The organism is Pantoea sp. RG18, from assembly GCF_025910075.1.
Taxonomy (GTDB): Bacteria; Pseudomonadota; Gammaproteobacteria; order Enterobacterales; family Enterobacteriaceae; genus Pantoea; species Pantoea agglomerans.
On sequence record NZ_JAPCIL010000002.1, the window covers coordinates 856,682 to 880,050 of the forward strand.

The following is a 23,369-nucleotide window of genomic DNA, read 5'->3' on the forward strand; positions in this document are numbered from 1 at the left end:
AGGGCTGTCAGGCGATGCGCTGATCGGCCAGTGCCTCAGAGAGTTCCAGCTTCACCGGCACCGATTTTGAGGTCGGTGTACCACTGTCATCACCAAAGCTGTTCAGCGGCACCAGCGGGTTGGTTTCCGGATAATAGGCCGCCAGGTTACCGCGCGGAATATTGTAGGGAACCAGTTTGAATCCGCTGACGCGACGGGTAATGCCATCATTCCACAGCGTTTCGATATCGACATTCTGGCCTTCGGTAAAGCCCAGGTCTGCCATATCGTCCGGGTTGATGAACACCACTTCACGCTGACCAAACACGCCACGGTAACGGTCATCGAGGCCGTAAATGGTGGTGTTGTACTGGTCGTGCGAACGCAGTGTCTGCAGGGTAAAAGGCACGTCCTGATCAAGATTCGGGAACAGTGAGGTCGGCAGCGCTGAGGCGTTAAATTCCGCTTTCTGGCTCGGGGTATTGAAGCGCAACTCGGCTGCTGCGTTGCCCAGATAGAAACCGCCCGGGATGTCACATTTTGCGTTAAAGTCGGCAAAGCCCGGGATCGTCGCGGCGATGTGCTCACGGATCAGGTTGTAATCACCCGCCAGCTCGCGCCATTTCACTTTTTCATCACCCAGCACCGCCTCGGCGATACCGGCAACAATCCAGGTCTCTGAACGCTGTGTTTCCGCCAGCGGAATACCGATCCCTTCAGAGGCGTGCACCATGCTGAAAGAGTCTTCCACGGTAATAAACTGATTGCCGGTGGCCTGCAGATCGCGCTCGGTGCGGCCCAGCGTCGGCAGAATCAGCCCATCGTGACCCGGCACCAGATGGCTGCGGTTCAGTTTGGTGCTGATATGCACGGTCAGACCACAGCGTGACATCGCCTCTTCGGTGCGCGGTGAGTCGGGTGCGGCCGCCGCCAGGTTGCCACCCAGCGCGATCAGCACTTTCACTTCATCACGCAGCATGGCGTTCAGCGCTTCCACGGTGTTGTGGCCTGCCGCACGCGGGGGCTCGAAATTGAAATGATTCCCCAGCGCATCCAGGAAGGCTTTCGCCGGTTTCTCATCGATGCCCATGGTGCGGTTGCCCTGCACATTACTGTGACCACGAACCGGGCAGAGGCCTGCGCCTTTTTTACCCAGCTGGCCAAACAGCAACTGCAGGTTGGTGATCTCGCGCACCGTGTCGACAGAGTGTTTGTGCTGGGTAATGCCCATCGCCCAGGTACAGATCACCCGGTCAGCGCTCTGGTAGATCGCCGCGGCTTCACGGATCTGCGCCTGCGTCAGGCCCGACTGCGCCACAATCTGCATCCAGCTGGTGTTATCCACGGCGTCGAGATACGCCTCAATGCCGTTGGTTTTAGCATTGATAAAGGTTTGATCGAACAGGCCGCTTTCACCAGCCGCCAGACGCGCGCGGTGGGTTTCCAGCAGGGATTTCACCATGCCGCGCACCGCTGCCATATCACCGCCCAGGTTCGGCTGATAATAGGAGGAGCTGATGTTACCCGCTTTCGAAGTCACCACTTCCAGCGGTTTCTGCGGATCGGCAAAACGTTCCAGACCGCGTTCACGCAGGGTATTAAAGGTGACGATTTTCGCACCGTGATCGGCAGCGTGACGCAGGCTGTGCAGCATACGCGGATGGTTAGTGCCGGGATTCTGACCGAAGACAAAAATGGCATCTGCGTGGTCGAAATCATCCAGACGAATGGTGCCTTTACCGACGCCAATGCTGCGCTTCAGGCCGGTGCCGCTGGCTTCGTGGCACATATTGGAGCAGTCAGGGAAGTTATTGGTCCCCATCAGGCGACCAAACAGCTGATAGAGCCAGGAGGCTTCATTGCTGGCGCGACCGGAGGTGTAAAGCTCCATCTGATCCGGATGATCCATCGCCTTGATGTGCTGCGCGATCAGCGCAAACGCATCATCCCAGCTGATGGGCTCGTAGTGGTCGGTTTCCGCGTTGTAGCGCAGCGGATGGGTCAGACGTCCCTGATACTCCAGGAAGTAGTCACTCTGGGTATAGAGCGTGGTCACGCTGTGTTTAGCGAAAAAGTCGGTGTCGACCATCCGGCGCGTCGCTTCCCAGGTCACCGCTTTGGCGCCATTCTCGCAGAAGCTGAAGGTACTCTTATTGTCATCACCCCAGGCGCAGCCCGGACAGTCAAAACCGCGTGCTTTGTTCATGCGCATCAGGTTGCGCATATTTTTCAGGGCCGCTTTGCTGTCAAGAACGAAACGCGTGGTGGCTTCCAGTGAACCCCAGCCGCCCGCTGCCGCGCGATAGGGTTTGATTTGGCGTTTAAATTTCATATTGAGTGCAGGCTTTTTATAGTAGGAATTATTGTTTGGTGTTTGTTATCAGGTTATATCCTGATGGTGAAAGGAAGTCTGCAGCTATCCTCATACCTTGTCTAATTGATTGACTTAATGGTGCGATAGCTAGCGTTTATCGTGCATAAGCCAGAAATGTGATGCTGGTCAGATTTTACCCGCCTTTAACCTGCTGATAACGGGAGTTCTCCCGACAACAGGCTAATACTTGCTGTTCACAATCAGAGAGGGCACGACTCCATGAAACAGCTGACCAGCCAGATTCATGCATTTGGCAAAGCGTTGATGATGCCAATCTCGGTCATCGCTGCCGCAGGTATCTTCCTTGGACTGGCGGCGGCCATGCAGAACCCGGCGGTCACCGGCGATGCCTTTGCGCAGATGCAGGTGCCGCAGTTAATTATCGGCTTTATTCGCAAGGTTGCCGGAGCGCTATTCGCTAATCTGCCGGTCTTCTTTGCGGTAGCGAGTGCCATCGGACTGGCGAAAGCGGAAAAACCTACCGCCGCCTTTGCCGCGGTGATTGGCTATATCGTGATGAACGTTGGTATCAGCGCGACGCTGGCGGCCAAAGGGATCACCGCCACTACTACCACACCTGCAGCCCTGCAGCAGGCGGGCATGGACCAGACCACCGCCATGATGACCTCGGCGGAATATATCAACATGCTGGGCGTCTTTACCTACAACATGAGCGTACTGGGCGGGGTGATTGCCGGACTGGTAACGGTGGCGCTGCACAATCGCTTTTATACCCAGCAATTGCCTACCGCGATCAGCTTCTTTGGCGGACGGCGTTTTGTGCCGATTGTGACCGTGGTCTGTCTGCCACTGATTGGAGTATTGCTGGCGCTGATCTGGCCGACCATTGGCGACGGTATCGCCTGGATTGGACAGATGATTGGCAAAAGCGGGCAGTATGGCGCTTTTCTGCTGGGGGCCTTTGAGCGCATCCTGATCCCCACCGGCCTGCATCACATCCTTAACGAAACCGTGCGTTTCACGCCTATTGGCGGCATGGCGGTGGTCGATGGCCAGACCGTGGTTGGTGCACTGAACATTTTCAACGCGTCGCTGACTCATCCGGGATCGATCCCCGATGAGACGCTGCGCACCGCCACGCAGTTCCTGGCGCAGGGCAAGATTCCGGTGATGATGTTCGGCCTGCCCGCCGCGGCGCTGGCGATCTATCACACCGCCCGACCCGAGCATAAACAGCGGGTCAAAGCACTGGTCATGGCGGGGGCGCTGACCTCCTTCACCACCGGCATCACCGAACCGCTGGAGTTCTGCTTTATCTTTGTCTCTCCGGTGCTCTATCTGCTGCACGCTTTCCTGACCGGCCTGTCGTTTATGCTGATGTCGATGCTGCATCTGATGATTGGCAACGTGCAGGGCGGTGTTATCGACCTGGTGGTGTTCGGCATGCTGGGCGGGGCAAAAACCCACTGGTGGTGGACGCTGGCGCTGGGCGTGATCTATGCGCCAATCTACTACTACGCTTTCCGGCTGGTGATTACCCGGATGAATGTTGAAACGCCGGGCCGTGAATCGGAGGATGAGAAACCGCAACAGGTCGCCGCGGATGAACGGACTCAGGTGATTATCAGCGGGCTGGGCGGGCAGGCCAATATCGAGGATGTCGATTGCTGCTTTACCCGGCTGCGCGTACGGGTCAGGGAGATGAATCAGGTGGTCGATCAGACGCTGATGAGCACCGGTGCCAATGGGGTCAATCGCGTCAGCGAGCACGACATTCAGGTGATCTACGGCCCGCAGGTCGAGAAGATCGCCAACGAGGTAAAAATGGCGCTGGGCGTCGCTTAACGGCAGCCTGTTTCACTCTTCGTCACAACGCTAACCGCCGACACTCGTGGGCGGTTAGCCCCTGTTCGCCGGAGCGCTCCGCCCGCTGCCGTCCCGCTTATTGTAACTAAAAAAAGCCCAGCCCTAATGGGCCGTACCTTTCTGCCGATATAGCGACTAATCCTCTTACTTTTCGGAACACCGCGATGTCGTTAAAAAAATCCTCCCTGATTATCTTCTCCTTCCTGCTGGCGCTGTTTCTCACCAGCGTGGCAATCAGCACCTGGCTGCTGATCCAGAGCAATCACTCGCTGAATGCGGTTAACAAAGAGATCCGTGTGGTGCTCTCGGTGATTGACCCCATTAACCACAGCCGCACGCTGCGTGTGCGTCTGATGGAGTACATGAAGGAGATTGAGGGCAGTGACGCAAACAATCCCGCCACGCTGGACAGCGTTCGGACCGTGGCCAGCAAAGCGGATGCTGCATTTCAGGCCTATATGAACGCGCCGCGTCTGCCGGGCGAAGAGGCGGAAGCCGACGCCTATAGCCAGGCTTATCAGGCCTATCGTCAGCAGGGTTTACAGCCGTTGATTGAGGCGGCAGAGGCGCACGATCAGGTGCGCTTTAAAAATCAGATCGCCACCGTGGTTCGCCTTGACCGTCAGTATGAAATCATTCTCGATCGGGTGCTGGCCCAGCATGAAACCTATGCCAAAAAACTTAACAGCGATGCACAGAGTCACTTTACCTCCGGCATTACCCTGCTGGGGCTGTTTGGGGTGCTGTTTTTCGCCATCATCGTCGCCATTTACATCTTCATGAAGCGCTATGTGCTTTCGCCGATCAATGATGCGCAGGAACACTGCAAGCTGATTGCGGCGGGCGTCCTGGATACCACGGTGCCGGTCAAAGCCGGTTCGCGCAGTGAGATTCAGTTGCTGATGGGCTCGCTGGAGCAGATGCGCAGCGCGCTGACCGCCATTATTCTCCAGGTGCGCGATTCAACCCGCTCAGTCTCCACCGCCTCTCAGGAGATTGCGGCGGGCAACATCGATCTCGCCTCGCGAACCGAACAGCAGGCTGCCGCGCTGACGGAAACCGCTGCCAGCATGGAGCAGCTTGGCGCAACGGTGAAACAGAACACTGAAAACGTCTTTGAAGCCTGCCGCCTGACCAGTGAAGCGGTGAAAAACGCGGAAAGCGGCGAAAAGGTCTCGCAGGAAGTGGTGACATCGATGGCGCTGATTAATGCCAGCTCGAAGAAGATCGAGGAGATCACCACCGTGATCGACAGCATCGCCTTCCAGACTAATATTCTGGCACTGAACGCGGCAGTCGAAGCCGCCAGGGCGGGTGAACAGGGTCGCGGTTTTGCGGTGGTGGCAGGGGAAGTCCGTAATCTGGCCCAGCGCAGCGCTACCGCAGCCAAAGAGATTGAGGGGCTGATTGCGGAATCTGTTTCGATCATCCACGCCGGTTCCGATCAGGTCAGCCGGACCGGTGAGGCGATGAGCGCCATTATCTCCTCTGTCAGCCGCGTGAATCTGCTGATGGAGCACATCTCAACCGCTTCTGATGAACAGAGTCGCGGTATCGGTCAGATTGAGCAGGCCGTTACCGAGATGGACAGCGTTACACAGCAGAACTCGGCGCTGGTGCAGGAGTCTGCCGCAGCATCTGCCTCGCTGGAAGAGCAGGTGCAGTATCTGACGCAGTCGGTCTCCACCTTCCGTCTGGCAAACCGTTAATCAGGGGGCTCCGCGCTGAGTTTATGCAGCGCGGAGTCCGGAGCCCCGATGCTGAGTAATGCCCGACAGAGAAGGGAGAGTTTGATGCAGTGCCTTGTGGCGCAGGGCTAATCGGCGGATTATAAGGCTTTCCAGTAAATATGGGGTGGTCATGCTAATCAGCACGGAAAGTGCCCGTAGCAACAGCGCGGATACCCGACTGGCCTGTACGCTTGCCGCTGCCGCAGGCGCACTGAATACCGCAGCCTTTGAGATCGTCGGTTTTTTTTCAGCCAACATGACCGGGAATGTCTCGCTGCTTTCCGATCATCTCGCAAAAGCGAATCTGGGGCCTGGCCTGTTTTTTCTGTCGATCGTGCTTCTGTTTATTGCGGGTTCCCTGTGTTCAACGCTGATCATTAATGCCGGGCACCGCAGAAATATCCGCACTATCTATGCCTTTGTCATCCTGATTGAGGGCGGCGCGCTGATTGCACTGGGGGTGATTGAAAATCACTTTCCGCCGCAGTCGCCCGGTGTGGTGTTGATAATGAGCCTGAGCTTTTTAATGGGGCTGCAAAATGCGGTGGTGACGCGGATCTCCAATGCCCGCGTTCGCACTACCCATATCTCCGGCACGGCGACCGATATCGGGATTGAGCTGGCAATGCTGTTTGAGGTGCTGCGGCGCACAGCGTCACCGAAAGAGGCGCCGCTCTATCTGAGCCGGCTGCGACTGCACTGTCTGACCCTGCTTTCTTTCCTTGCAGGAGGGATAGCCGGAATCGGGCTTTACCGGCTGCTTAGCTACGATTTCCTGCTGCCAGTAGGGTTCGGGTTAATCTGTCTGGCGCTGAATGCCATCTTTACTAAGCCAGCAAAACAACAGGGCGCGATGATTTAAGTGCGCAACCCTCACTGATGCTTAATTCAGGGCGGCGCGGAGTCCTGATTTCATCGATCCGCCTGTGCAAATGAACCGTGCGGTTAAAACATCCTAGCCTGCGCGGGGTAACATTCAGCCTTATACTCTGGTTGATCCTGCGAACGAGACAGTAATGCGAACAGCCTTCAACCTGCTGATGGATAATTAACATCGACATTAAACAACTCATTTACTTGTGTAACCTGGAACGTGAACGCCATTTCGGGCGGGCCGCGGAAGCCAGTTTTGTTACACAGCCAACCCTCTCTATGCGCCTGAAAAATCTTGAGCGCGAGCTGGGCCTGCCGCTGATTAACCGCAGCAATAACTTTGCCGGATTTACCCCAGAGGGCGACCGTGTGCTGGCATGGGCGCGGGAAATCGTTTCGGTCTATCAGGGGCTGAAGCTGGAAGTGGAATCGCTGAAGCATGGGGTGAACGGTACGCTGCGGGTTGGCGTGGTGCCGCAGTGCAGCATGGCACTGCCGCTGCTGCTGAAAGCGGTGCAGGCGCGTTATCCTCAGCTCGACTATCGCATTGCGGTACTGAGTGCTGACCAGTTGCTGGAAGCGCTCAACAGCCACACCGTGGATGTCGGGATCGGTTTTTTCGAGATGGCAACACTGCGTGAACTCCATTTTCAGACCGAGATGCTGGCAGATCGGGGCGTTGAAGCCATATTCCATCCCATCCATTTCCCTGAGCTGGTGGGGGAAACCGCGCTGACGCTTGATGAAGTGGCACAACAGCCGCTCTGCCTGGCGGAGCCGACGCGTTATTTCCGGCGTTATCTTGATATGGCTTTTCGCGAGGCGGCGCTGGTACCCCGGGTGATCGTGGAGAGCGCCTCTGTCATGCAGCTGATGCAGTGCGCGCAGGTCGGCCTCGGGCTGCTGGTGTCGCCGGTCGGTCATCTGCTGTCCGCTTCATTACAGGGGCTGCAGCAGCGCGCTATTACGCTGCCGCCGATGGCGCGCCAGGCGGCGCTGGTAATTGCCGAACCGGGCCGAGCCACACCGCTGGCGCAGCACTTTTTCGATGAAGCACGGGGCCTGCTGCCGGTGTAATTCCAGTTACTGCGCCTCGCCCAGCGCATAAAACAGGCGGCTGTTCCAGTTGCCTATCGCCACGCTCTGAATCAGTGCGAACAGCGCCTCAGCTTCCCAGCCCGCCTCCATCAGCGGTTGCAGGTGAGCCGCGCTGAATCGCTCGGGCGAGCGGGTCAGTTGTGCCGCCAGCGCAATAATCTGCTGCTCTTCCTCTTTTGCCGCCGCGTCATCCACGCCCTCAATTAAGATCTCATTTCCGGCCAGCAGCCGGAACGCCCAGCGACTGCCCAGAATACGGGCGGCCGTCGCTTCTGCCAGAGTATTGTCCTGAGTGAGATGCTGACGCAGTTGCGCCCAGCCATAGAGCACTGAGGGATCGTGTGCCAGCAGCCATACCGCGTCCTGCATTCCCGGCAGCGACTGACAGCGGGTAATGGCAGCGAGCTGCTCAGCACTGGCATACCGCAACTCCAGCGGTTTCAGCACGGGCTGCCAGCGGGCAGGCTGATCAAAACCTGCGGCCTCAGCATCCGGTGGTGCAGTGCTGCCGGGCAGCCAGCGTACCGGCTGGGCCTGCAGCGCCTGTAAACCGGCGACCACCCGCGCCTGATAACTGACAAAGCCGATCACCTGATTCAGCGTCACAATATCGGGCTCTGTCAGGCCGACTGCATCCAGGGCAGTGATTGCGCTGGCGCTAATCAGCTCAGGCTGCATCGCCAGCTGGCGTGCATACTGCGTAATCTGGGTGAGGCGATTATTACTTTCACGTGAGGAGTCGGGCCCGGGCAACGGATTGAGGCGGGCAGAGTAGTGATTACACAGCCGCTGTACACCCGCCACCTGCGCCACCGTCAGCGCCGTGCTGAGGCGATCGTAAAGCGTTAAGGTGTGCGTAAGCGTGGTGACGACGCGGTCGGGGAACAGCAGCTGTGCCAGATCGCGCGCCGCCAGCAGGGCGGGCTGATTGGTGCGCAGCAGTGACTGCACCACGTTGTCATCGGTGTAACATCCCAGCAAAAAACGGTCATCAATATGGGCGGCCTCGGGCACCAGCGGTGCGGCCTGTGAGGTACGTGGACTGGTCTGGCTCTCGTAAAACCAGTGGTTATGGCCCGGATAGCGGCGTTGTTCCATGATCAATCCTTTTGCAAATTCGGGTTCGGTATGCAGGCGGCAGAATCTGAAAATGTGCATAAACCGAAGGGCAGGCTTATCGTCGCTGATGGCCAGTCCGGGGCAAAAGATTGATCGGTGATAATTAATAGCGTTACGGTATAACGGCAGCGAAATCAGGCAGGAAGGGCGAGGCGGGAGCAAAGAGAAGGGCGAGCCAGGCTCGCCCTTGCAGAACTTATTTCAGTTCCAGTTCGTTCATTGCGGCGATGCTGAAGCCGCCATCAACGTGTACCACTTCACCGGTGATGCCGCCAGCCAGGTCAGAGCAGAGGAATGCTGCTGAGTTGCCGACATCTTCGATGGTAACGGTACGGCGAATCGGGGTGACCGCTTCGCAATGTGCCAGCATCTTACGGAAATCTTTGATGCCTGATGCTGCCAGGGTGCGGATTGGACCGGCAGAAACGGCGTTAACACGCACGCCTTCCGGGCCCATGGCGTTTGCCATGTAGCGCACGTTGGCTTCCAGCGACGCTTTCGCCAGACCCATCACGTTGTAGTTCGGGATCGCGCGCTCAGCACCCAGGTAAGAGAGAGTCAGCAGCGCAGAGTGTGGATTCAGCATCTCGCGGCACTCTTTGGCCATCGCGACGAAGCTGTAAGCACTGATGTCATGCGCGATTTTAAAGCCTTCGCGGGTAACGGCGTTCACGTAGTCGCCAACCAGCTGCTCGCCAGGGGCGAAACCGATAGAGTGAACGAAACCGTCAAATTTCGGCCAGGTTTTTGCCAGTTCAGTGAACAGAGATTTGATGCTCTCATCTTCGGCTACGTCACATGGCAGCACGATGTCTGAACCCAAATCTTTGGCAAACTCTTCCACACGACCTTTTAATTTGTCGTTCTGGTAGGTGAAAGCCAGTTCTGCGCCCTGTTTGTGCATCGCCTGTGCAATACCGTAGGCGATGGAAAGTTTACTGGCAACGCCAGTAATCAGAATGCGCTTACCGGAAAGAAAACCCATAGCTGTAATCCTTATGGTCATTGTAGTTGGCGGCCGCATGGTTAAAAAGTAAGCGACCGACGTTAATCGACGTGCGGATTCTAGCACGTCTCTCATAAATCAGGTAAATCGGCCCGCAATTTCCGCGATATGCAGCAAAAATCAACGCTCTCGCCGCCAGGCTTCGGCACTCAATGCTTCGCCAAAGTGGCTGCTGATCAGTCGTCGGGTCAGATCGTGTAGCGGGGAGGCCAGTACATCAGCGGTGCCGCCGCGCTCGACCACTTCGCCCTGATGCATCACCAGCACCTTATCGCTGATGTGCTTCATCATGCCCAGATGCTGGGTAACATAAATGTAAGCGATCCCATGCTTCTCCTGCAGTTCCAGCATCAGATTCACCAGCTGGGAACGCATCGTCATATCCAGCGAGGCCAGCGCTTCATCAGCCACAATCACTTTGGGTTGCAAAATCAACGCGCGGGCCAGACCCAGTCGCTGCTTCTGACCGGGTGCCAGCATGTGCGGATAATAGCCGGCGTGATCGCGCAGTAATCCCACCTGACGCAGGGTGGCGATAATGCGTTTCTCTCGATCCTCCGCGCTGAGATCGGTATTAAGCCGCAGCGGGAACTCCAGAATCTGGCTGATACGCTGACGCGGATTCAGCGAGGTTGAGGGGTCCTGGAAAATCATGCGGATGCGCTGACTGCGATAGCCATAATCGCCAAAGGTCAGCGGATGATCGTCTATCAGAATCTCACCTTCGGTAGGGGCGACCATGCCGCTGAGCATCTTCGCCAGCGTGGACTTGCCGGAGCCATTTTCGCCGATTATCGCCAGCGTCTGCCTCTCGCGTAGGGTAAAACTGACTGACTTCACCGCCTCAACGTGCTGACGGCGGAACAGGCCCGTACGATAACGGAAGGTTTTACTCAGGTTGCGCACTTCCAGCAGGGTCTCCATGCTACTGGCCCTCCATATTCAGCGGGAAATGACAGGCATAAAGATGCGTTTTGCTGCCGGTAAGCCGTGGCGTTTCAATACATTTGCGCTGCGCATAAGGGCAACGTGGCCCCAGACGACAACCAATCGGCAGGCTCTCCAGCGACGGGATCGCCCCTGACAAAGTATTGAGACGGCTTTTGTGCGGCAGGGATCGTCCAAAATCGGGCATCGCCCGAATCAGCGCCTGAGTATAAGGATGGTGCGGCGTACTCATTAAATCTTCGCTCTGGGCGGTTTCTACCGTCTGACCACAGTACATCACGTTGATACGGTCCGCCCACTGGCTCATGGTGCGCAGGTCATGACTGATCAGCAGAATGGTGGTGTTGTTGTTCTGGTTCAGACGGCTCAGCAGGCGGAAAATCTGCGCCTGCGTAGTGGGTTCCATGGCATTCGTCGGCTCATCGGCAATCAGCAGACGCGGCTGATTAGCCAGCGCAATCGCGATCATCACTTTCTGGCATTCGCCTTCGGTCAGCTCATAGGGGAAGCTGCGCATTATATCTTTGTGATCTTTAATGCCGACGCGATGCAGCAGTTCGATGGCGCGGGTTTTGCGCCAGAACCAGAAGCGTTTCAGCCACGGACCTTTATACGTCCAGCGCGGGATCACCTGCATCAGCTGACGACCGATGCTTTCGGAGGGATCCAGGCAGGATTGCGGCTCCTGAAAAATCATCGAGACATTATGCCCGATAATGCGGCGGCGCTCGCGCGACGACAGGCGCAGCAGGTCAACATCATCAAACACCATGCGATCGGCGGTGACACGCCAGTTATCGTTAGTTACGCCGCAGATCGCCTTGGCAACCAGACTCTTACCGGAGCCGGACTCACCGACCAGGCCACGGATTTCACCTTCGCCCAGCGTCAGATTGACGCGATCGACCGCTTTGACCGGTCCGTCAGCGGTCATAAATTCAATGGTCAGATTACGGATATCGAGTAACGGCATTTATTCCACTCCCGCTTCGACGGCGCGACGGATGCCGTCACCGAGCAGGTTAACAATTAATACGCTGACCATCAGCGCCACACCCGGCAGCATAACGGTCCAGGGGGCGACGTAGATCAGCTCCAGCGAATCACCCAGCATCGCTCCCCATTCGGGCGAAGGCAGCTGCGCGCCCAGATCGAGAAATCCGAGTGCGGCAATATCCAGAATCGCCATCGATAGCGCGCGGGTAATTTCGGTGATCAGCAACGGTAAAATGTTAGGCAAAATGGCGTAGCGCAGGATGTTGCGGCCTCTGGCACCGTCAAGACGTGCCGCCACCACATACTCTTTTTCCAGCTCATCATGCACGGCACTGTAAATCTCGCGCACCAGACGTGGAATCAGCGCCAGCCAGACCGCCAGCAATGCATGCTCGAGTCGTGGTCCGAGAAACGCCACCACGATAATCGCCAGTAACAGCGACGGAATAGAGAGCAGGGTGTCCAGCACGTGGTTCATCACCGCCGAGCGTATGCCATGCGTCATGCCTGCCAGCACGCCCAGCACCAGCGCGCCGAGCGTGGCGAACAGCGTCACCAGAATCGCCGAACCCACCGTCGGACCCGCACCGCTCAGCAGGCGGCTCAGCACATCCCGACCCAGATCGTCGGTGCCGAGAAAGAAGGAGACATCGCCGTAGTGTGACCAGGACGGTGGCAGCAACTGATAACCCAGGAACTGCTGATCGATATCGTATGGCGCTATCAGCCCGCCAAACAGACAGAGCAGCAGCAGTGCGCCAAAGCCATACAGCCCGACCATCGAAATCGGGTTGCCATAGAAATGGTGCCAGCTCTGACGAAACGCGCTGGGCAGGCGTTTTTCGGCGTAGATATTATCGGAGGGCATACGCTTTCACTTTATTGTGCTTGAGTTCGGACAACGTTTCTTTATAAAAATCACTCATATCAGAGGGTTATCCTGAGGACATGCTTTTTGTTTCTTTATCATGGCTGACTCTGAGTAGCGTTAATTTATGTGTTTTGTGTACGCCTCTGCGTAGACGCAAAGAAGATGTACACATTGCAGACAGACACTAAGCTCAGGAAAGCGCCGCGACAAAGCAGAGGTTATCTTCAACTCGTCCGGACTGAATGTCAGGCTCTCCATTCGAGGCGGCGTGACATTTTTCTACCGTTATCGCTGGGAGGGTTAACCCGTCAGCTGTCTACAGGGGATTATCCGTCGATATCCCTGTTACAGGCAAGGAAACGGCGTCAGCAATTTCGGCTCTGGATTGCAAAGGGTTATGATCCGCGTCGGCATATCGTCCTGAACAGCCTGATAAAAGTCATATTCACCTCCGGATAACAGGCAATAAAAACCGCCCTGTTGGGCGGCGGAGTAGATCTTAGCGGAGGCTACGCTGGCCGGACCCTGGCCTTTGTCGGGTGTCCGTCAGGCCCATCGTCATGGGTGTGGTCAGGATCCGGCTCAATGATAACGATATAATCTTTACCTATCCCATCGCGCGTTAATGTTACTAAATCTCCGGCAACAGGTTTGGTGTCAAACTCATGTTCCTCTTCAACGCCGGTATCTTCAAAAATTACAGCGAATTTCATTTTTCGTCCTCTTTCTGATAAACCGCGTCGTTACCGCGAGGTTTGTTGCTGACTCTTACATAAAGAATTTTAGCCTATCCTGAAAATATCAGGCATCTCAGTGAATTACCTGATTCCGATATTACGCGCGATTACCGGCTGGCTTCAGGTGTCCCGGTGTTCAGACCGCTGTGGAAGCATGCCCGCCTGGCGATTTCAGGTGCAGATGCTATGCGCGAATGGCTCACTACTGAAACCCTGCCGGAACCCGCACAGGAAATCGTTCATGATGCTGCATGAGTAATACACCGTAAATCTTCCACGGAAGACGGATAATCCAACACCTAAGACGTTCGCCTCAACAGAGATCCCTTTTTGTGCAACATTGACAGATTCTTCATCATTTCCTGATTGTTCATTGATGACTTTGAGGGATAGTCGCGTCCTGAGAGTGAACTCTTTACTAAAGGAGATAAATCGGTGGCGAGAATAAAATGAAAGGAGCTTAGACAAGGCAATTGCAAACGATCAATATAGAATTAAATTTTGTGTGACAATGGATTTGAATTAAAAGAGACCGCAAAAAACGCAAAAGGGGGATGGCATGACAGATAAAAACTTCTTTAATGCATTAATAAAATGGATTGATGATCATACGGATGAAAAAATAAGCCTGGATAAAGTGGCTAAAAAAAGTGGATATTCAAAATGGTACCTTAACAGAATGTTCACAAAGCATTGCGGAGTCAGCCTCGGGAAATATATTAATAACACCAGAATGCAGGCGGCCTCGCTGAGTTTAAGGTTTACTGAAGCCACTATTGCAGAGGTAGCTGATCAGTTCAACTACGACTCACAGCAAACGTTCACGCGCGCCTTCTCGCGACATTTTGGTATGCCTCCTGGCATCTGGCGAGTCACTGATGCTGCAAAAAAAATCAGATAAAAACTCTCTCTGCTTCCCCAGCGATGACACCATTTTCAGGCAGAGGCTAATAGCTTACGTAATGCCATAGGTTTACCTGATTGCATCCGCAGAAAATTATTATCTACAGGACGGCGGGGAAGGACCGCGATGCATAAAAAATTAAAATCGGCCCTGAGATTAAACGTTTTATCTTTAAACACCCTTCATTGGTGCATGGCAATTCAGGAACGCGCGGTTTTGTGCTAATTTTTAGCCGCTTTGTTGCAGAAAATAAGCCTGATTCCTAAGAAAGATTAAAAAATTGTTTTCCCCGTGGAGTGCGCATCCGCCCAGCGAAGCTTATACGTCCATTCTTTATCAAGTGAACCGATTGAAAGCCTCATCTCCTTGCCCGTCTGCTTACAGTAGTCCCGTGCCGCACCAATGTTTTTCCACATAAGTAAACTACCCGGACTAAGGTCCGAATATTTCATGTTAACGCCGCCGTTTGGCACATCAAAATAGATGATGTGTTCACTCTCAGCCATGAAGAGCAGATCCATCGCGCACGGCTCGTCCCCTACAAAAAGAATATAGCCGAAGAGCATCCTTTTCATGGCAATGATAAGCGTGATCAGGTTCTCCCTGGAATAACAGGTTATGCTGTCAGAAAAACGGGATTTAAAAAGGAAGATATAATAGTCTGCCAGCTCTTCAGGGCTGAATTGATTCATGTCACAGCAGCGGCCACCCGCACGTATGAACCGGTTGTATTCGTTGCGGCGATTCTTTTCTGTTTTAACTGAATAGCTCTCTTTTACAAAGCACACTTTATTTTTTCGGGCAAAAGAAAAGTTAAAATTTATGAAATTGTGCTTGTTGAAATGTGACATTTTATTGGTTCTTTCAGGGAAAAGCATCGAGGCATTTTTAGCCGCCGGCACCATGATCTCATCATAAGATAGCGGGAATTTTTTCCATTGATCGACACCTATCCGTGAGTGATCCAGCAGGGCATATGCGGCAATATAGCCACCTTGCTTTACTTTATGAAAATACGTTGCCTCATGACCTGTGCGAGATGAGAAAAACCTGATCACGTCAGGATGCATATTAACACTCCCGCCAAAACGGTTAAAACATTGCTCATAAATGCCAGCGTCGGATTTTTCCCAGCCGTAAAGCATTCTTTTGAAGTGGCTCATATAAATGTTAAACCTGATAGTCGCTCTGATAAATCGAGTTAAAAGATGGTTCCTGAATGTCAGCCGCCCTATATTATTTTGTTTCCTGTCACTAACTCCGGACAGATGGTCTCTGCTGTGACATTTTAATCAGGGCATTATGCATTTATTTTATCAACGTAAAGACAAGGAAATATCAAGAATCTATCAAGCGGTATCGTTTTTATTGCTTTATATTTGTGAGGGCTGCCTGACATTTATATCAAGTTTATCTGAGTCACCCGCGTAATAGCCTGACCGGGTGACTTCATTCTCTTTCAAACAATCCGCTGGCTCTGCTCCCGGCGATGCTTATGATAATCCTCATCACACTCGCTTGAACAGAAAGCAGTTTCAGCCACTACGGGCTCATCTTTACACCAGATGCATAAGCCGTTCGGGCTTCTAAGTTTGGCCTTACGAGCTGCCAGAGAGGCAGCGAGATGCGCTTCTTCACGCTCCTGTGCCAGATCAACTTCATCCATAAATGTTCATCTCCTCATTAATGTTTACGCTTCGAACTTAAATCGGTTTCTGCAGGAACAATATTCGTGTACATCAATTCCTGCTTGCAGCACGACTTCTGAAAGACAAAAGTCATATGTTTATTCTATGTTTGCCTTAGCGCCCTGAGCGTTAGCGCAGGGCATACCATTCCTTATGTTTCAGCGGATTCATGGCCGCACCAATCACGTCAGAAATCACATTGACCAGAATCACCAGCCCGCCAATCACCATCACGCCAGCGGAGATCGCCGCGTAATCCTGCTGTCGAATCGCGTTTATCAACCAGCGGCCCAGACCCGGCCAGTTAAAGACCATCTCGGTGATCATCGCCAGCGTCAGCATGGTGGAAAATTGCAGACCCAGACGCGGGATCACCGGCGGCAGCGCATTATGCAGCACGTGGCGGCGGATCACGGTAAACGGCGAAAGACCCCGCGTGGCCGCCGCTTTGACATAATTTTTGTCCATCACGTCGCTGGTGCTGTTGCGCAGCAGGCGGATCACTTCCGTCGTCGGCGCCATCGCCAGCACCAGCACCGGTAAAATCAGGTGGTTCAGGACGCTGATAATCATCTCATGTCGCCAGGGCGAAGGACTCATCCAGGCATCAATCAGCGCAAAGCCAGTGACACTCTGCACCGGATAGAGCAGGTCGTGACGACCGGACACCGGCAGCCAGCCCAGCGTCAGCGAGAAGAACAGCGTCAGCAGCAGCGCCAGCCAGAAAATTGGCGCAGAGAAGCCAATCAGCGCCAGCGCACTGATGGTTTTGTCCTGCCATTTATTGCGCATCACGCCGGCACAGATCCCCAGCGGGATGCCGACCAGCAGCGCGAACAGAAACGCCAGGATGCACAACTCCATGGTGGCCGGGAAAACTTCACGCAATTGCAGGCCAATCTCCTGACCGTTGGTGCTGGAGACGCCGAAATCAAACTGCAGCATCCCTTTAAACCAGAACCACCAGGCGTCCGAGAGCGCCGCGCCTTCCAGCGGGGCGTCAGGCGTAAAGTAGCTCAGGCTGAAGCTCACCAGCGACAGCAGAAACAGGGTAATGATCAGTAGCAGCAGGCGCCGCAAAATATAGATAATCACTTACTTTTCCTTATCGCTTTCACGATAAACCCCGGCAAACGAGGCGTTGCCAAACGGACTCAGGACCAGCCCTTTAATATCATGACGAAACGCCTGCAGTCGCAGAGAGGATGCCAGTGGCAGCACCGGCAACTCCTGCGCCAGAATCTGCTGCGCTTTGTCATAACTGTCGATGCGGCCAGAGAGTTGTTGTGATAACAGCGCATTCTGCAGCGTTTCGTCAAAGGCCGGCGAGCACCAGTGCGCGTAATTGGTCTGCGAGCGAATCGCTGCACAACTGAGCAGCGGCCGGAAGAAACTGTCGGGATCGTTACTGTCGGTGGCCCAGCCTGAAAGTGTCAGATCATGATTCATCGCCATCAGCTGCGCCTCCTGAAAACGCCCCTCTACCGGCACAATGGTCAGCCGGACGCCAACCTGCGCCAGATCCGCCTGCAACAGTTCGGCGGTTTTCAGCGGGCTGGGATTCCACGACTGCGACGCGGCAGGCACCACCAGCCGCAGATGCAGATCGCTGATGCCCAGAGCCGCCAGCGCGGCACGGGACTTCTCCGGATCATAGCTGGTGATGCGCGCATCATTATCATATGCCCATGAGGCGCGAGGTAATATCGAGGCGGCGGTTTCGGCGGTGCCGTAATAGATGGACTCCATCAACCGCTCATTGTTGATCGCCAGCGCCAGCGCGTGCCGTACCTCAGGGCGGTCGAGCGGGGGCTTGCGGGTATTAAAGGCCAGATAGGCGATGTTCATGCCGGGACGCAGCGTCATCCGCAGGCGCGGGTCATCGCGCAGGATGGTGAGTTGGCTGGCCGCGGGATAGGCAAGCACGTCACATTCACCGGTCAGAAGCTTGGAAAGCCGCCCGGTGCCGCCCGAGCCGAGATCAATCACCGCCTGTTGCAGACGCGGCACCCCTTTCCAGTAGTGAGGATTGCGCGCCAGGCGGATGTACTGACCGGTGCGGTATTCGCTGAGCTGATAAGGACCGGTGCCAACCGGTTGTCTGTCCATCTCTTCCTGCCGGCCCTGCGCGGTAAGCTGGTCGGCATACTCTTTCGACAGCACTGGCGCATAGTGGGTCGCCATGTGCCACAGGAACGACGCATCCGGGCTGTTTAACCTGAACTCAACCGTCCTGTTATCGATTTTCTTCACGCTCTGCACGGAGTCGGAGAATTGCAGACTGTCAAAGTAGGGATAGTTGCCGCCATTGACGTTGTGCCAGGGGTGATTGCGGTCAAACATCCGGGCGAAGCTGAACACGACATCGTCGGCGTTCAGTGCACGGGTGGGGCGGAACTGATTCGTCTGCTGGAACTGCACGCCGCTGCGCAGATGAAAGCGATACGTTGCGCCGTTATCGCGCACTTCCCAGCTGGACGCCAGATCGGGCTTGAGACGATAGGTGTAAGGATCGACATCCAGCAGGCGGTCATAGAGTTGTGCCGCCAGCGTATCGACAGTCAGCCCGCTGCTGGCCATCTGCGGATTAAAGGTGTTCAGCGTGCCGCTGACGCAATAGACGAAGCCGGTCTGGCGGATATCACCCGCAGGCGCTGACCACGCAGGGGCACTCAACACGCTGAGGCTTAGCAACAGCGAACATAATAGTTTTGACATAGAACTCAACGATTTTGAGGCATTAAACAGAGTGTATCGCAAAGCGGGCATTGTCCCAAAACCTGCAACCGCTGCCAGACTGATTTTCATCATCGCGGCGGTAAAAAGAGCGTACAGAAGGTGTGGTAATGAGAAAAATTCTCAATAACTTGTTTACAGATGATAATAAGAATGATTATTATTCATCTGCGCTTCGACGGTAGCTCTGCCGAAGAAGAGCACGACATTGCTCACATTGCTTCCAGTATCGTTGCCCGCCTGTTGGCGGGCTTTTTTTTGGCTTTTGCAGAGTGGCATGTCTGCCTGGACGGGGAAGGGATTGCAAGCAAAGGGGATCAAAGTGGTGAAGCGGTGAGGAAGACCGGGACGGAATAGGGCTCCTCGTTGATGCGAATACCAGGCAAATTGTGGAAAGCGAAAATCTCGCCGTTTATCGTCAAATATACCGCCTTATCACGAACCCGAGGAAAGACGTCACCATCTGAGGTGATCAGGAAAGGCTTTAGGTCGTCGTTCAGACTTTCTTTAAAAGATTCATCGCTTCGGGATGCATCATAAAGATAAAAACGGTATGAGAAGGCAGTTGTGGCACCCGCACTGGCTTCGGTGATGTAAAGGTTAATCCGGCTGCTGACGTTAACTTTCCTGATGATCGACTGTTCAAGCGGTGATATCTGCGAAAGTCGCCAGCCTGCAAAGACAATAGTCATCAGCATCAGCATCAGAACCAGCGTGCGCTTTTTAAAAACCGGAACGTTTTGCATAATCTATCCCTGCTCTTATCCAGTATTGATCGTCAGGGTCATCTCCAAAAGGCGCTGCGCCATACCAGACATCAAATTCCTCTCTGCGGGTTCCGGCCCGGTTTTGCGCCCAACCGGCTGCGCGAAGAAGAACAGCGTCTTTTATTCCAGCGGCATGCCCCACAGCACCATAATGAAAATTACCAAAATGTTCATATTGGCTCCCATGTTGAAATTTATAATCCCATGGGCCATGTCCTTTAACCTGGTTATAAAACCAGACATATGTCAGGGCTGAGGGTCCCCTGTGAAAACGTGCAACCATCATATTGTTTATCAACGAAACTCCAGCTGGAGTAAATGATAGAATATCATAAGGAGGAGAGGGAGATGCCGCTAAGGCAGGATATCTCATGATTTATGCCTTTTCATTCCAGCTATCTGAAAAAATAATGTTACCATCACAATGCTTCCAGGTTATTTTCTCGTAAGCAAACTCAACGCATTCAAGATGATTATGTTTTTCTTTTTCAGGGTCTTTAGTGTCATGCATAATAGGCGAAATACCGACAATTCTGACATTTTCAAGTAGTATGTTGAAGTATTCTTCTTCCTGACCTGCGTAGTTGATATTGTACCATCTGAACTCGGCTGACCTTAATGTTTGTCCAGTTGCCACTGCTTTATAAAGGTAGGGCGAAGATGAATCGAATTCTTTTTGAACGATGATGGGTGCATGTTTTCTTGTCCCTGTGGGTTTGCCTGTCATAGAATCAGTCGGCAGTCTTAAGTTATGAGAAAAACCCGTAACTTCAATACTTCCCTCTCGGTCTTTAACATCTACTGAACCATTGATGCTCGCACCACCATCATCTTTCAGCCAAAGATATGCTGGAATAGCCATATTAAAAATCCTTTAATGGGTTAAGTTATATTCCTTTTGGAGGATAGTTAATGCTGGCTTCGCATAAACCTCAAGTGCATATTAAAAAAATCGAAGGCATAATGATAAAGATCAATATTTAATAATTTCATATGTAATGGCTGGGGTCTTTCCACACCATGGTTATGTAGTGCGAAATGGATTATTCAATTAATTGCTGTAAATCTGATTAAAAAGCCACTTCAACTATTAATGGGTATTGGTATCATTAATTTAGTTAAGATTCAAACTCAGAAGAGTAAATCATGTAATCCCTTGAATTATAGATTGTGTTTATATCCGCATGCATTCGATGTATCTGACGCTGGAAAGTGTAATATCGCGCTTAACTTTTACAAAAACGCAGGTACTATAAGCTCATCTTCTGGTCACCCACTTCCTGGCAATGAATAAATTCCAAAAAAACGTTCAGGCTTTTCAGCATACATCCTTTCGCTATCTCTTTTTTGGACGCCTGTTCACCGTGCTGGGCAATGGGATTGCACCCATTGCGCTGGCCTTTGCGGTACTGGATATTGGCGGCTCTGCTTCTGATTTAGGGATAGTGGTTGCGTCCCGTTCACTGTGTAACGTGCTTTTCCTGCTTGTGGGCGGTGTTGTCGCCGATCGCTACTCACGCAGTCGGGTATTAGTTTCATCGGCAGTGGTTGCCGCTGTTTCACAGGCTATCGTCGCCTGGTCTGTACTCGATGGCTCAGCAACTGTCATTAGCCTGACTTTGCTGGGTGCCCTGAATGGTGCGGCGGCAGGCATCGCACTGCCTGCATCGTCTGCGCTGGTTCCGCAGGTGGTTCCTGCAACGGATTTGCGTCAGGCTAACGCATTAATTCAGCTGGGGATTTATGGCGGTACGGTAATGGGGGCATCGCTGGGGGGGATTATCACCAGCGCTGTCGGGCCGGGCTGGGGGCTGGCAATTGATGCGCTGGGTTTTGCTGTTTCCGCGCCGCTCTATTTCCTGATCCGTGTGAAATCGAGTAAAGCCGCGGCTTCGCAAGGCAATATCCTGCGCGATATCAAAGAAGGCTGGGCAGAGTTCGCCGGACGAAGCTGGATTTGGTCGATAGTCCTTCAGTTCGCCATTATCAACGTCGCGTTCAATGGCATTGTGGTGGTACTTGGCCCGATGATTGCCGACGTCTCTTTCGGACGGGCGCGATGGGGGATTATTGTGGCCGCCCATAGCGCGGGTCTAATTGCAGGTTCGTTTCTGGCTATGAAATGGCATCCACGTCGTGATCTCTTTATTGGCGCGATGCTGGCAGGTCTTTACGCACTCCCAATATTTATGCTGAGCCAGGATGCGTCAGCAGCACTGCTGATAGTGGGGTTCTTCATTGCTGGCATGTCATTGGGCCTGTTCGGCGTAACCTGGGCGCACTCATTACAGACACATATCCCACCGGATAAGCTGGCTCGCGTGTACGCTTATGATGCAATGGGTTCCTTTATCGCCATTCCCTTTGGACAACTGGTCGCGGGTCCGCTGGCAACACACTTTGGTATGAGTGCTGTATTGCTGATGTCAGCATTGGCCGTGGTGATGGCTACCGCTGGCGTCGGTCTGGTTCCTGCTATCCGGCAACCTGAAAAAATGGGGACTAAGTCGCACAATGCGTAATGGACAGGCGGCTCAACGTGAAAACAGCCCGGTTTATACCGGGTTGTTAATTCACAAGGCCGGGAAAAATCATAGGTTGGGGTGGCGTTAATTAACTCTCTGCTTTTATATCGTGCTTCTTCATCATTGCGCGCAACTGATGATAGGTGACACCTAATAAGCCAGCCGCACGGCGTTGGTTATAACGTGCCTGCTGCAGGCTGGCTTCCACCAGATCCCGCTCCTGCTGATTCTGCCATTGACGCAGATCCAGCGGCAGGGCAGGCAACGTGCTGCTATCCGCGTCATGACTGGTCCGGATGACAGCAATCGGTTCAGGGCGTGAAGCAAACGGGTTGATAATGACATTATCCAGCGGCTGCTCGCTGCTGTTATGACGATAGACCGAGCGCTCCACCACGTTTTTAAGTTCGCGAACGTTGCCTGGCCAGTGGTAATCAAGCAGAGCCTGCTGCGCCCGTGGGGTAAAGCCGGGAAACAGTAACAGACCAAGCTCGCGACACATCTGGATAGCGAAATGCTCGGCCATCACCAGTATATCGCTGCGTCGTTCGCGCAGTGGCGGTAACTGCACCACATCAAAGGCCAGACGATCCAGCAAATCGGCGCGGAATTTTCCCGCCGCCGCCAGCGCGGGCAGGTCTTCGTTGGTCGCACAGACCAGTCGCACATTTACCTGCAGGGAGTGATTGCCGCCGACCCGCTCCAGCTGTCCATATTCAATTACCCTGAGCAGCTTTTCCTGAACCAGCATCGGTGCCGTTGCCAGCTCATCGAGAAACAGCGTGCCGCCGTCAGCACGTTCAAAACGGCCAAGATGGCGCTTCTGCGCGCCGGTGAAGGCGCCAGCCTCATGACCAAACAGTTCAGAATCGAGCAGATTTTCATTCAGCGCAGCACAGTTCAGCGAGATAAACGGCCCCTGCCAGCGGTCAGAGAGATAGTGCAGTCGGCTGGCGATCAGCTCTTTGCCCGTTCCACGCTCGCCAATCACCAGTACCGGTTTTTCAAGGGGAGCCAGTTTGGAAACCTGCTCCAGCACCTCAAGAAAATTGTTCGACTCCCCCAGGAGATTATCGCTAGTGCCTGTCATGATGAATTTCGCCACCCCTTAATCATTTTGACTATCTTAAAACAAGCGGGAAGGGCTGTAAAATTTAAAATATTATAAAAATCAATAAATTATAAAATTGG

At 53.8% G+C, this 23,369-nt stretch carries 24 protein-coding genes; 9 read left to right on the top strand and 15 right to left on the bottom strand.

Annotation, left to right across the window (positions count from 1 at the left end):
• Positions 1–7 precede the first annotated feature (7 nt).
• Positions 8–2,311, bottom strand: a complete 2,304-nt coding sequence (locus OK409_RS04430; RefSeq protein ID WP_033757827.1) for an FdhF/YdeP family oxidoreductase — start codon at positions 2,309–2,311, stop codon at positions 8–10.
• A gap of 261 nt (positions 2,312–2,572) precedes the next feature.
• Between OK409_RS04430 and OK409_RS04435 the strand changes: the two genes are divergently transcribed.
• From OK409_RS04435 to OK409_RS04450, 4 genes are all read left to right on the top strand, one after another.
• Positions 2,573–4,159 carry a PTS transporter subunit EIIC gene (locus OK409_RS04435; RefSeq protein ID WP_132498720.1) on the top strand — a complete coding sequence of 529 codons (1,587 nt, stop codon included), beginning with the start codon at positions 2,573–2,575 and terminating at the stop codon, positions 4,157–4,159.
• Positions 4,160–4,344: 185 nt separating this feature from the next.
• Positions 4,345–5,889, top strand: a complete 1,545-nt coding sequence (locus tag OK409_RS04440; RefSeq protein ID WP_010670240.1) for a methyl-accepting chemotaxis protein — start codon at positions 4,345–4,347, stop codon at positions 5,887–5,889.
• Between the two features lie 151 nt (positions 5,890–6,040).
• Entirely contained in the window at positions 6,041–6,772 is a 732-nt protein-coding gene (locus OK409_RS04445; protein ID WP_264366800.1) for a YoaK family protein, read from the top strand.
• 191 nt (positions 6,773–6,963) lie between these two features.
• A complete protein-coding gene (locus tag OK409_RS04450; protein ID WP_264366892.1) occupies positions 6,964–7,860 on the top strand; it encodes a LysR family transcriptional regulator in 897 nt (298 codons plus the stop codon).
• 6 nt (positions 7,861–7,866) lie between these two features.
• On the opposite strand, the gene OK409_RS04455 is transcribed toward OK409_RS04450, so the two are convergent.
• The 5 genes from OK409_RS04455 to sapC all read right to left on the bottom strand — a co-directional run bounded on the left by OK409_RS04455 (position 7,867) and on the right by sapC (position 12,818).
• Entirely contained in the window at positions 7,867–8,979 is a 1,113-nt protein-coding gene (locus tag OK409_RS04455) for a CMD domain-containing protein (RefSeq protein WP_264366801.1), read from the bottom strand.
• A gap of 217 nt (positions 8,980–9,196) precedes the next feature.
• On the bottom strand, positions 9,197–9,985 hold the full coding sequence (gene fabI, locus OK409_RS04460; protein ID WP_010244547.1) for an enoyl-ACP reductase FabI: 789 nt from the start codon (positions 9,983–9,985) through the stop codon (positions 9,197–9,199).
• A gap of 141 nt (positions 9,986–10,126) precedes the next feature.
• Complete coding sequence (sapF, locus tag OK409_RS04465; RefSeq protein WP_010244550.1) at positions 10,127–10,930, bottom strand: putrescine export ABC transporter ATP-binding protein SapF; 804 nt, start codon at positions 10,928–10,930, stop codon at positions 10,127–10,129.
• Position 10,931: 1 nt separating this feature from the next.
• Positions 10,932–11,927 (bottom strand): putrescine export ABC transporter ATP-binding protein SapD, encoded by a 996-nt coding sequence (gene sapD / locus OK409_RS04470; RefSeq protein ID WP_010244553.1) that lies wholly within the window; start codon positions 11,925–11,927, stop codon positions 10,932–10,934.
• Positions 11,928–12,818, bottom strand: coding sequence for a putrescine export ABC transporter permease SapC (sapC, locus tag OK409_RS04475; RefSeq protein ID WP_010670235.1), 891 nt, complete (start codon positions 12,816–12,818; stop codon positions 11,928–11,930). It abuts the gene before it with no gap.
• A 165-nt stretch (positions 12,819–12,983) separates the two neighbouring features.
• Here sapC and OK409_RS04480 point away from each other — a divergent pair, with 165 nt between their 5' ends.
• Positions 12,984–13,280, top strand: a complete 297-nt coding sequence (locus tag OK409_RS04480; protein ID WP_413629546.1) for an Arm DNA-binding domain-containing protein — start codon at positions 12,984–12,986, stop codon at positions 13,278–13,280.
• 50 nt (positions 13,281–13,330) lie between these two features.
• Here the strand turns inward: OK409_RS04480 and OK409_RS04485 are convergent, their stop codons facing one another.
• Entirely contained in the window at positions 13,331–13,534 is a 204-nt protein-coding gene (locus OK409_RS04485) for a hypothetical protein (RefSeq protein ID WP_010244562.1), read from the bottom strand.
• Positions 13,535–13,690: 156 nt separating this feature from the next.
• Here OK409_RS04485 and OK409_RS04490 point away from each other — a divergent pair, with 156 nt between their 5' ends.
• Both OK409_RS04490 and OK409_RS04495 read left to right on the top strand, forming a co-directional pair.
• A complete protein-coding gene (locus tag OK409_RS04490; protein ID WP_263293121.1) occupies positions 13,691–13,813 on the top strand; it encodes a hypothetical protein in 123 nt (40 codons plus the stop codon).
• Positions 13,814–14,117: 304 nt separating this feature from the next.
• Positions 14,118–14,459: a helix-turn-helix domain-containing protein gene (locus OK409_RS04495; RefSeq protein WP_072171254.1), complete on the top strand. Its 342-nt coding sequence runs from the start codon at positions 14,118–14,120 to the stop codon at positions 14,457–14,459.
• 275 nt (positions 14,460–14,734) lie between these two features.
• Here OK409_RS04495 and OK409_RS04500 read toward each other — a convergent pair whose 3' ends face one another.
• The 4 genes from OK409_RS04500 to sapA all read right to left on the bottom strand — a co-directional run bounded on the left by OK409_RS04500 (position 14,735) and on the right by sapA (position 18,868).
• Positions 14,735–15,625, bottom strand: coding sequence for a GNAT family N-acetyltransferase (locus OK409_RS04500; protein ID WP_264366802.1), 891 nt, complete (start codon positions 15,623–15,625; stop codon positions 14,735–14,737).
• Positions 15,626–15,921: 296 nt separating this feature from the next.
• Positions 15,922–16,128 carry a hypothetical protein gene (locus OK409_RS04505; RefSeq protein WP_010670231.1) on the bottom strand — a complete coding sequence of 69 codons (207 nt, stop codon included), beginning with the start codon at positions 16,126–16,128 and terminating at the stop codon, positions 15,922–15,924.
• A gap of 151 nt (positions 16,129–16,279) precedes the next feature.
• Positions 16,280–17,245 (bottom strand): putrescine export ABC transporter permease SapB, encoded by a 966-nt coding sequence (gene sapB, locus OK409_RS04510; protein ID WP_010244573.1) that lies wholly within the window; start codon positions 17,243–17,245, stop codon positions 16,280–16,282.
• Positions 17,246–18,868 carry an ABC transporter substrate-binding protein SapA gene (sapA, locus tag OK409_RS04515; protein ID WP_064691354.1) on the bottom strand — a complete coding sequence of 541 codons (1,623 nt, stop codon included), beginning with the start codon at positions 18,866–18,868 and terminating at the stop codon, positions 17,246–17,248.
• A gap of 171 nt (positions 18,869–19,039) precedes the next feature.
• On the opposite strand from sapA, the gene OK409_RS04520 reads away from it, so the two are divergent.
• On the top strand, positions 19,040–19,243 hold the full coding sequence (locus OK409_RS04520) for a hypothetical protein (RefSeq protein WP_072014594.1): 204 nt from the start codon (positions 19,040–19,042) through the stop codon (positions 19,241–19,243).
• Here the strand turns inward: OK409_RS04520 and OK409_RS04525 are convergent.
• Genes OK409_RS04525 through OK409_RS04535 form a run of 3 tightly spaced genes read right to left on the bottom strand, consistent with a single transcriptional unit; the run spans position 19,204 to position 20,515 of the window.
• Positions 19,204–19,632: a hypothetical protein gene (locus OK409_RS04525; RefSeq protein ID WP_033757796.1), complete on the bottom strand. Its 429-nt coding sequence runs from the start codon at positions 19,630–19,632 to the stop codon at positions 19,204–19,206. The genes OK409_RS04520 and OK409_RS04525 overlap by 40 nt on opposite strands.
• Positions 19,610–20,026 (bottom strand): polymorphic toxin type 44 domain-containing protein, encoded by a 417-nt coding sequence (locus tag OK409_RS04530; protein WP_072101287.1) that lies wholly within the window; start codon positions 20,024–20,026, stop codon positions 19,610–19,612. The genes OK409_RS04525 and OK409_RS04530 overlap by 23 nt, the downstream gene beginning before the upstream one ends.
• A gap of 3 nt (positions 20,027–20,029) precedes the next feature.
• Positions 20,030–20,515 carry an Hcp family type VI secretion system effector gene (locus OK409_RS04535; RefSeq protein WP_033757795.1) on the bottom strand — a complete coding sequence of 162 codons (486 nt, stop codon included), beginning with the start codon at positions 20,513–20,515 and terminating at the stop codon, positions 20,030–20,032.
• A gap of 424 nt (positions 20,516–20,939) precedes the next feature.
• Between OK409_RS04535 and OK409_RS04540 the strand changes: the two genes are divergently transcribed.
• Positions 20,940–22,175, top strand: coding sequence for an MFS transporter (locus OK409_RS04540; protein ID WP_052271818.1), 1,236 nt, complete (start codon positions 20,940–20,942; stop codon positions 22,173–22,175).
• A gap of 91 nt (positions 22,176–22,266) precedes the next feature.
• Here OK409_RS04540 and pspF read toward each other — a convergent pair whose 3' ends face one another.
• Positions 22,267–23,268: a phage shock protein operon transcriptional activator gene (gene pspF, locus OK409_RS04545; protein ID WP_031591551.1), complete on the bottom strand. Its 1,002-nt coding sequence runs from the start codon at positions 23,266–23,268 to the stop codon at positions 22,267–22,269.
• Positions 23,269–23,369 lie beyond the last annotated feature (101 nt).

Bases quoted from the DNA above. Each gene is read 5' to 3' on its own strand.
- OK409_RS04435 (WP_132498720.1), top strand. From the start codon at position 2,573: ATGAAACAGCTGACCAGCCAGATTCATGCATTTGGCAAAGCGTTGATG.
- OK409_RS04485 (WP_010244562.1), bottom strand. From the start codon at position 13,534: ATGAAATTCGCTGTAATTTTTGAAGATACCGGCGTTGAAGAGGAACAT.
- sapD (WP_010244553.1), bottom strand. From the start codon at position 11,927: ATGCCGTTACTCGATATCCGTAATCTGACCATTGAATTTATGACCGCT.
- OK409_RS04455 (WP_264366801.1), bottom strand. From the start codon at position 8,979: ATGGAACAACGCCGCTATCCGGGCCATAACCACTGGTTTTACGAGAGC.
- OK409_RS04540 (WP_052271818.1), top strand. From the start codon at position 20,940: ATGAATAAATTCCAAAAAAACGTTCAGGCTTTTCAGCATACATCCTTT.
- OK409_RS04500 (WP_264366802.1), bottom strand. From the start codon at position 15,625: ATGAGCCACTTCAAAAGAATGCTTTACGGCTGGGAAAAATCCGACGCT.
- OK409_RS04480 (WP_413629546.1), top strand. From the start codon at position 12,984: ATGTACACATTGCAGACAGACACTAAGCTCAGGAAAGCGCCGCGACAA.
- OK409_RS04525 (WP_033757796.1), bottom strand. From the start codon at position 19,632: ATGCAAAACGTTCCGGTTTTTAAAAAGCGCACGCTGGTTCTGATGCTG.
- OK409_RS04430 (WP_033757827.1), bottom strand. From the start codon at position 2,311: ATGAAATTTAAACGCCAAATCAAACCCTATCGCGCGGCAGCGGGCGGC.
- fabI (WP_010244547.1), bottom strand. From the start codon at position 9,985: ATGGGTTTTCTTTCCGGTAAGCGCATTCTGATTACTGGCGTTGCCAGT.
- OK409_RS04530 (WP_072101287.1), bottom strand. From the start codon at position 20,026: ATGAGATATCCTGCCTTAGCGGCATCTCCCTCTCCTCCTTATGATATT.
- OK409_RS04495 (WP_072171254.1), top strand. From the start codon at position 14,118: ATGACAGATAAAAACTTCTTTAATGCATTAATAAAATGGATTGATGAT.
- OK409_RS04445 (WP_264366800.1), top strand. From the start codon at position 6,041: ATGCTAATCAGCACGGAAAGTGCCCGTAGCAACAGCGCGGATACCCGA.
- sapC (WP_010670235.1), bottom strand. From the start codon at position 12,818: ATGCCCTCCGATAATATCTACGCCGAAAAACGCCTGCCCAGCGCGTTT.
- pspF (WP_031591551.1), bottom strand. From the start codon at position 23,268: ATGACAGGCACTAGCGATAATCTCCTGGGGGAGTCGAACAATTTTCTT.
- OK409_RS04505 (WP_010670231.1), bottom strand. From the start codon at position 16,128: ATGGATGAAGTTGATCTGGCACAGGAGCGTGAAGAAGCGCATCTCGCT.
- OK409_RS04440 (WP_010670240.1), top strand. From the start codon at position 4,345: ATGTCGTTAAAAAAATCCTCCCTGATTATCTTCTCCTTCCTGCTGGCG.
- sapA (WP_064691354.1), bottom strand. From the start codon at position 18,868: ATGTCAAAACTATTATGTTCGCTGTTGCTAAGCCTCAGCGTGTTGAGT.
- OK409_RS04520 (WP_072014594.1), top strand. From the start codon at position 19,040: ATGATTATTATTCATCTGCGCTTCGACGGTAGCTCTGCCGAAGAAGAG.
- OK409_RS04535 (WP_033757795.1), bottom strand. From the start codon at position 20,515: ATGGCTATTCCAGCATATCTTTGGCTGAAAGATGATGGTGGTGCGAGC.
- sapF (WP_010244550.1), bottom strand. From the start codon at position 10,930: ATGGAGACCCTGCTGGAAGTGCGCAACCTGAGTAAAACCTTCCGTTAT.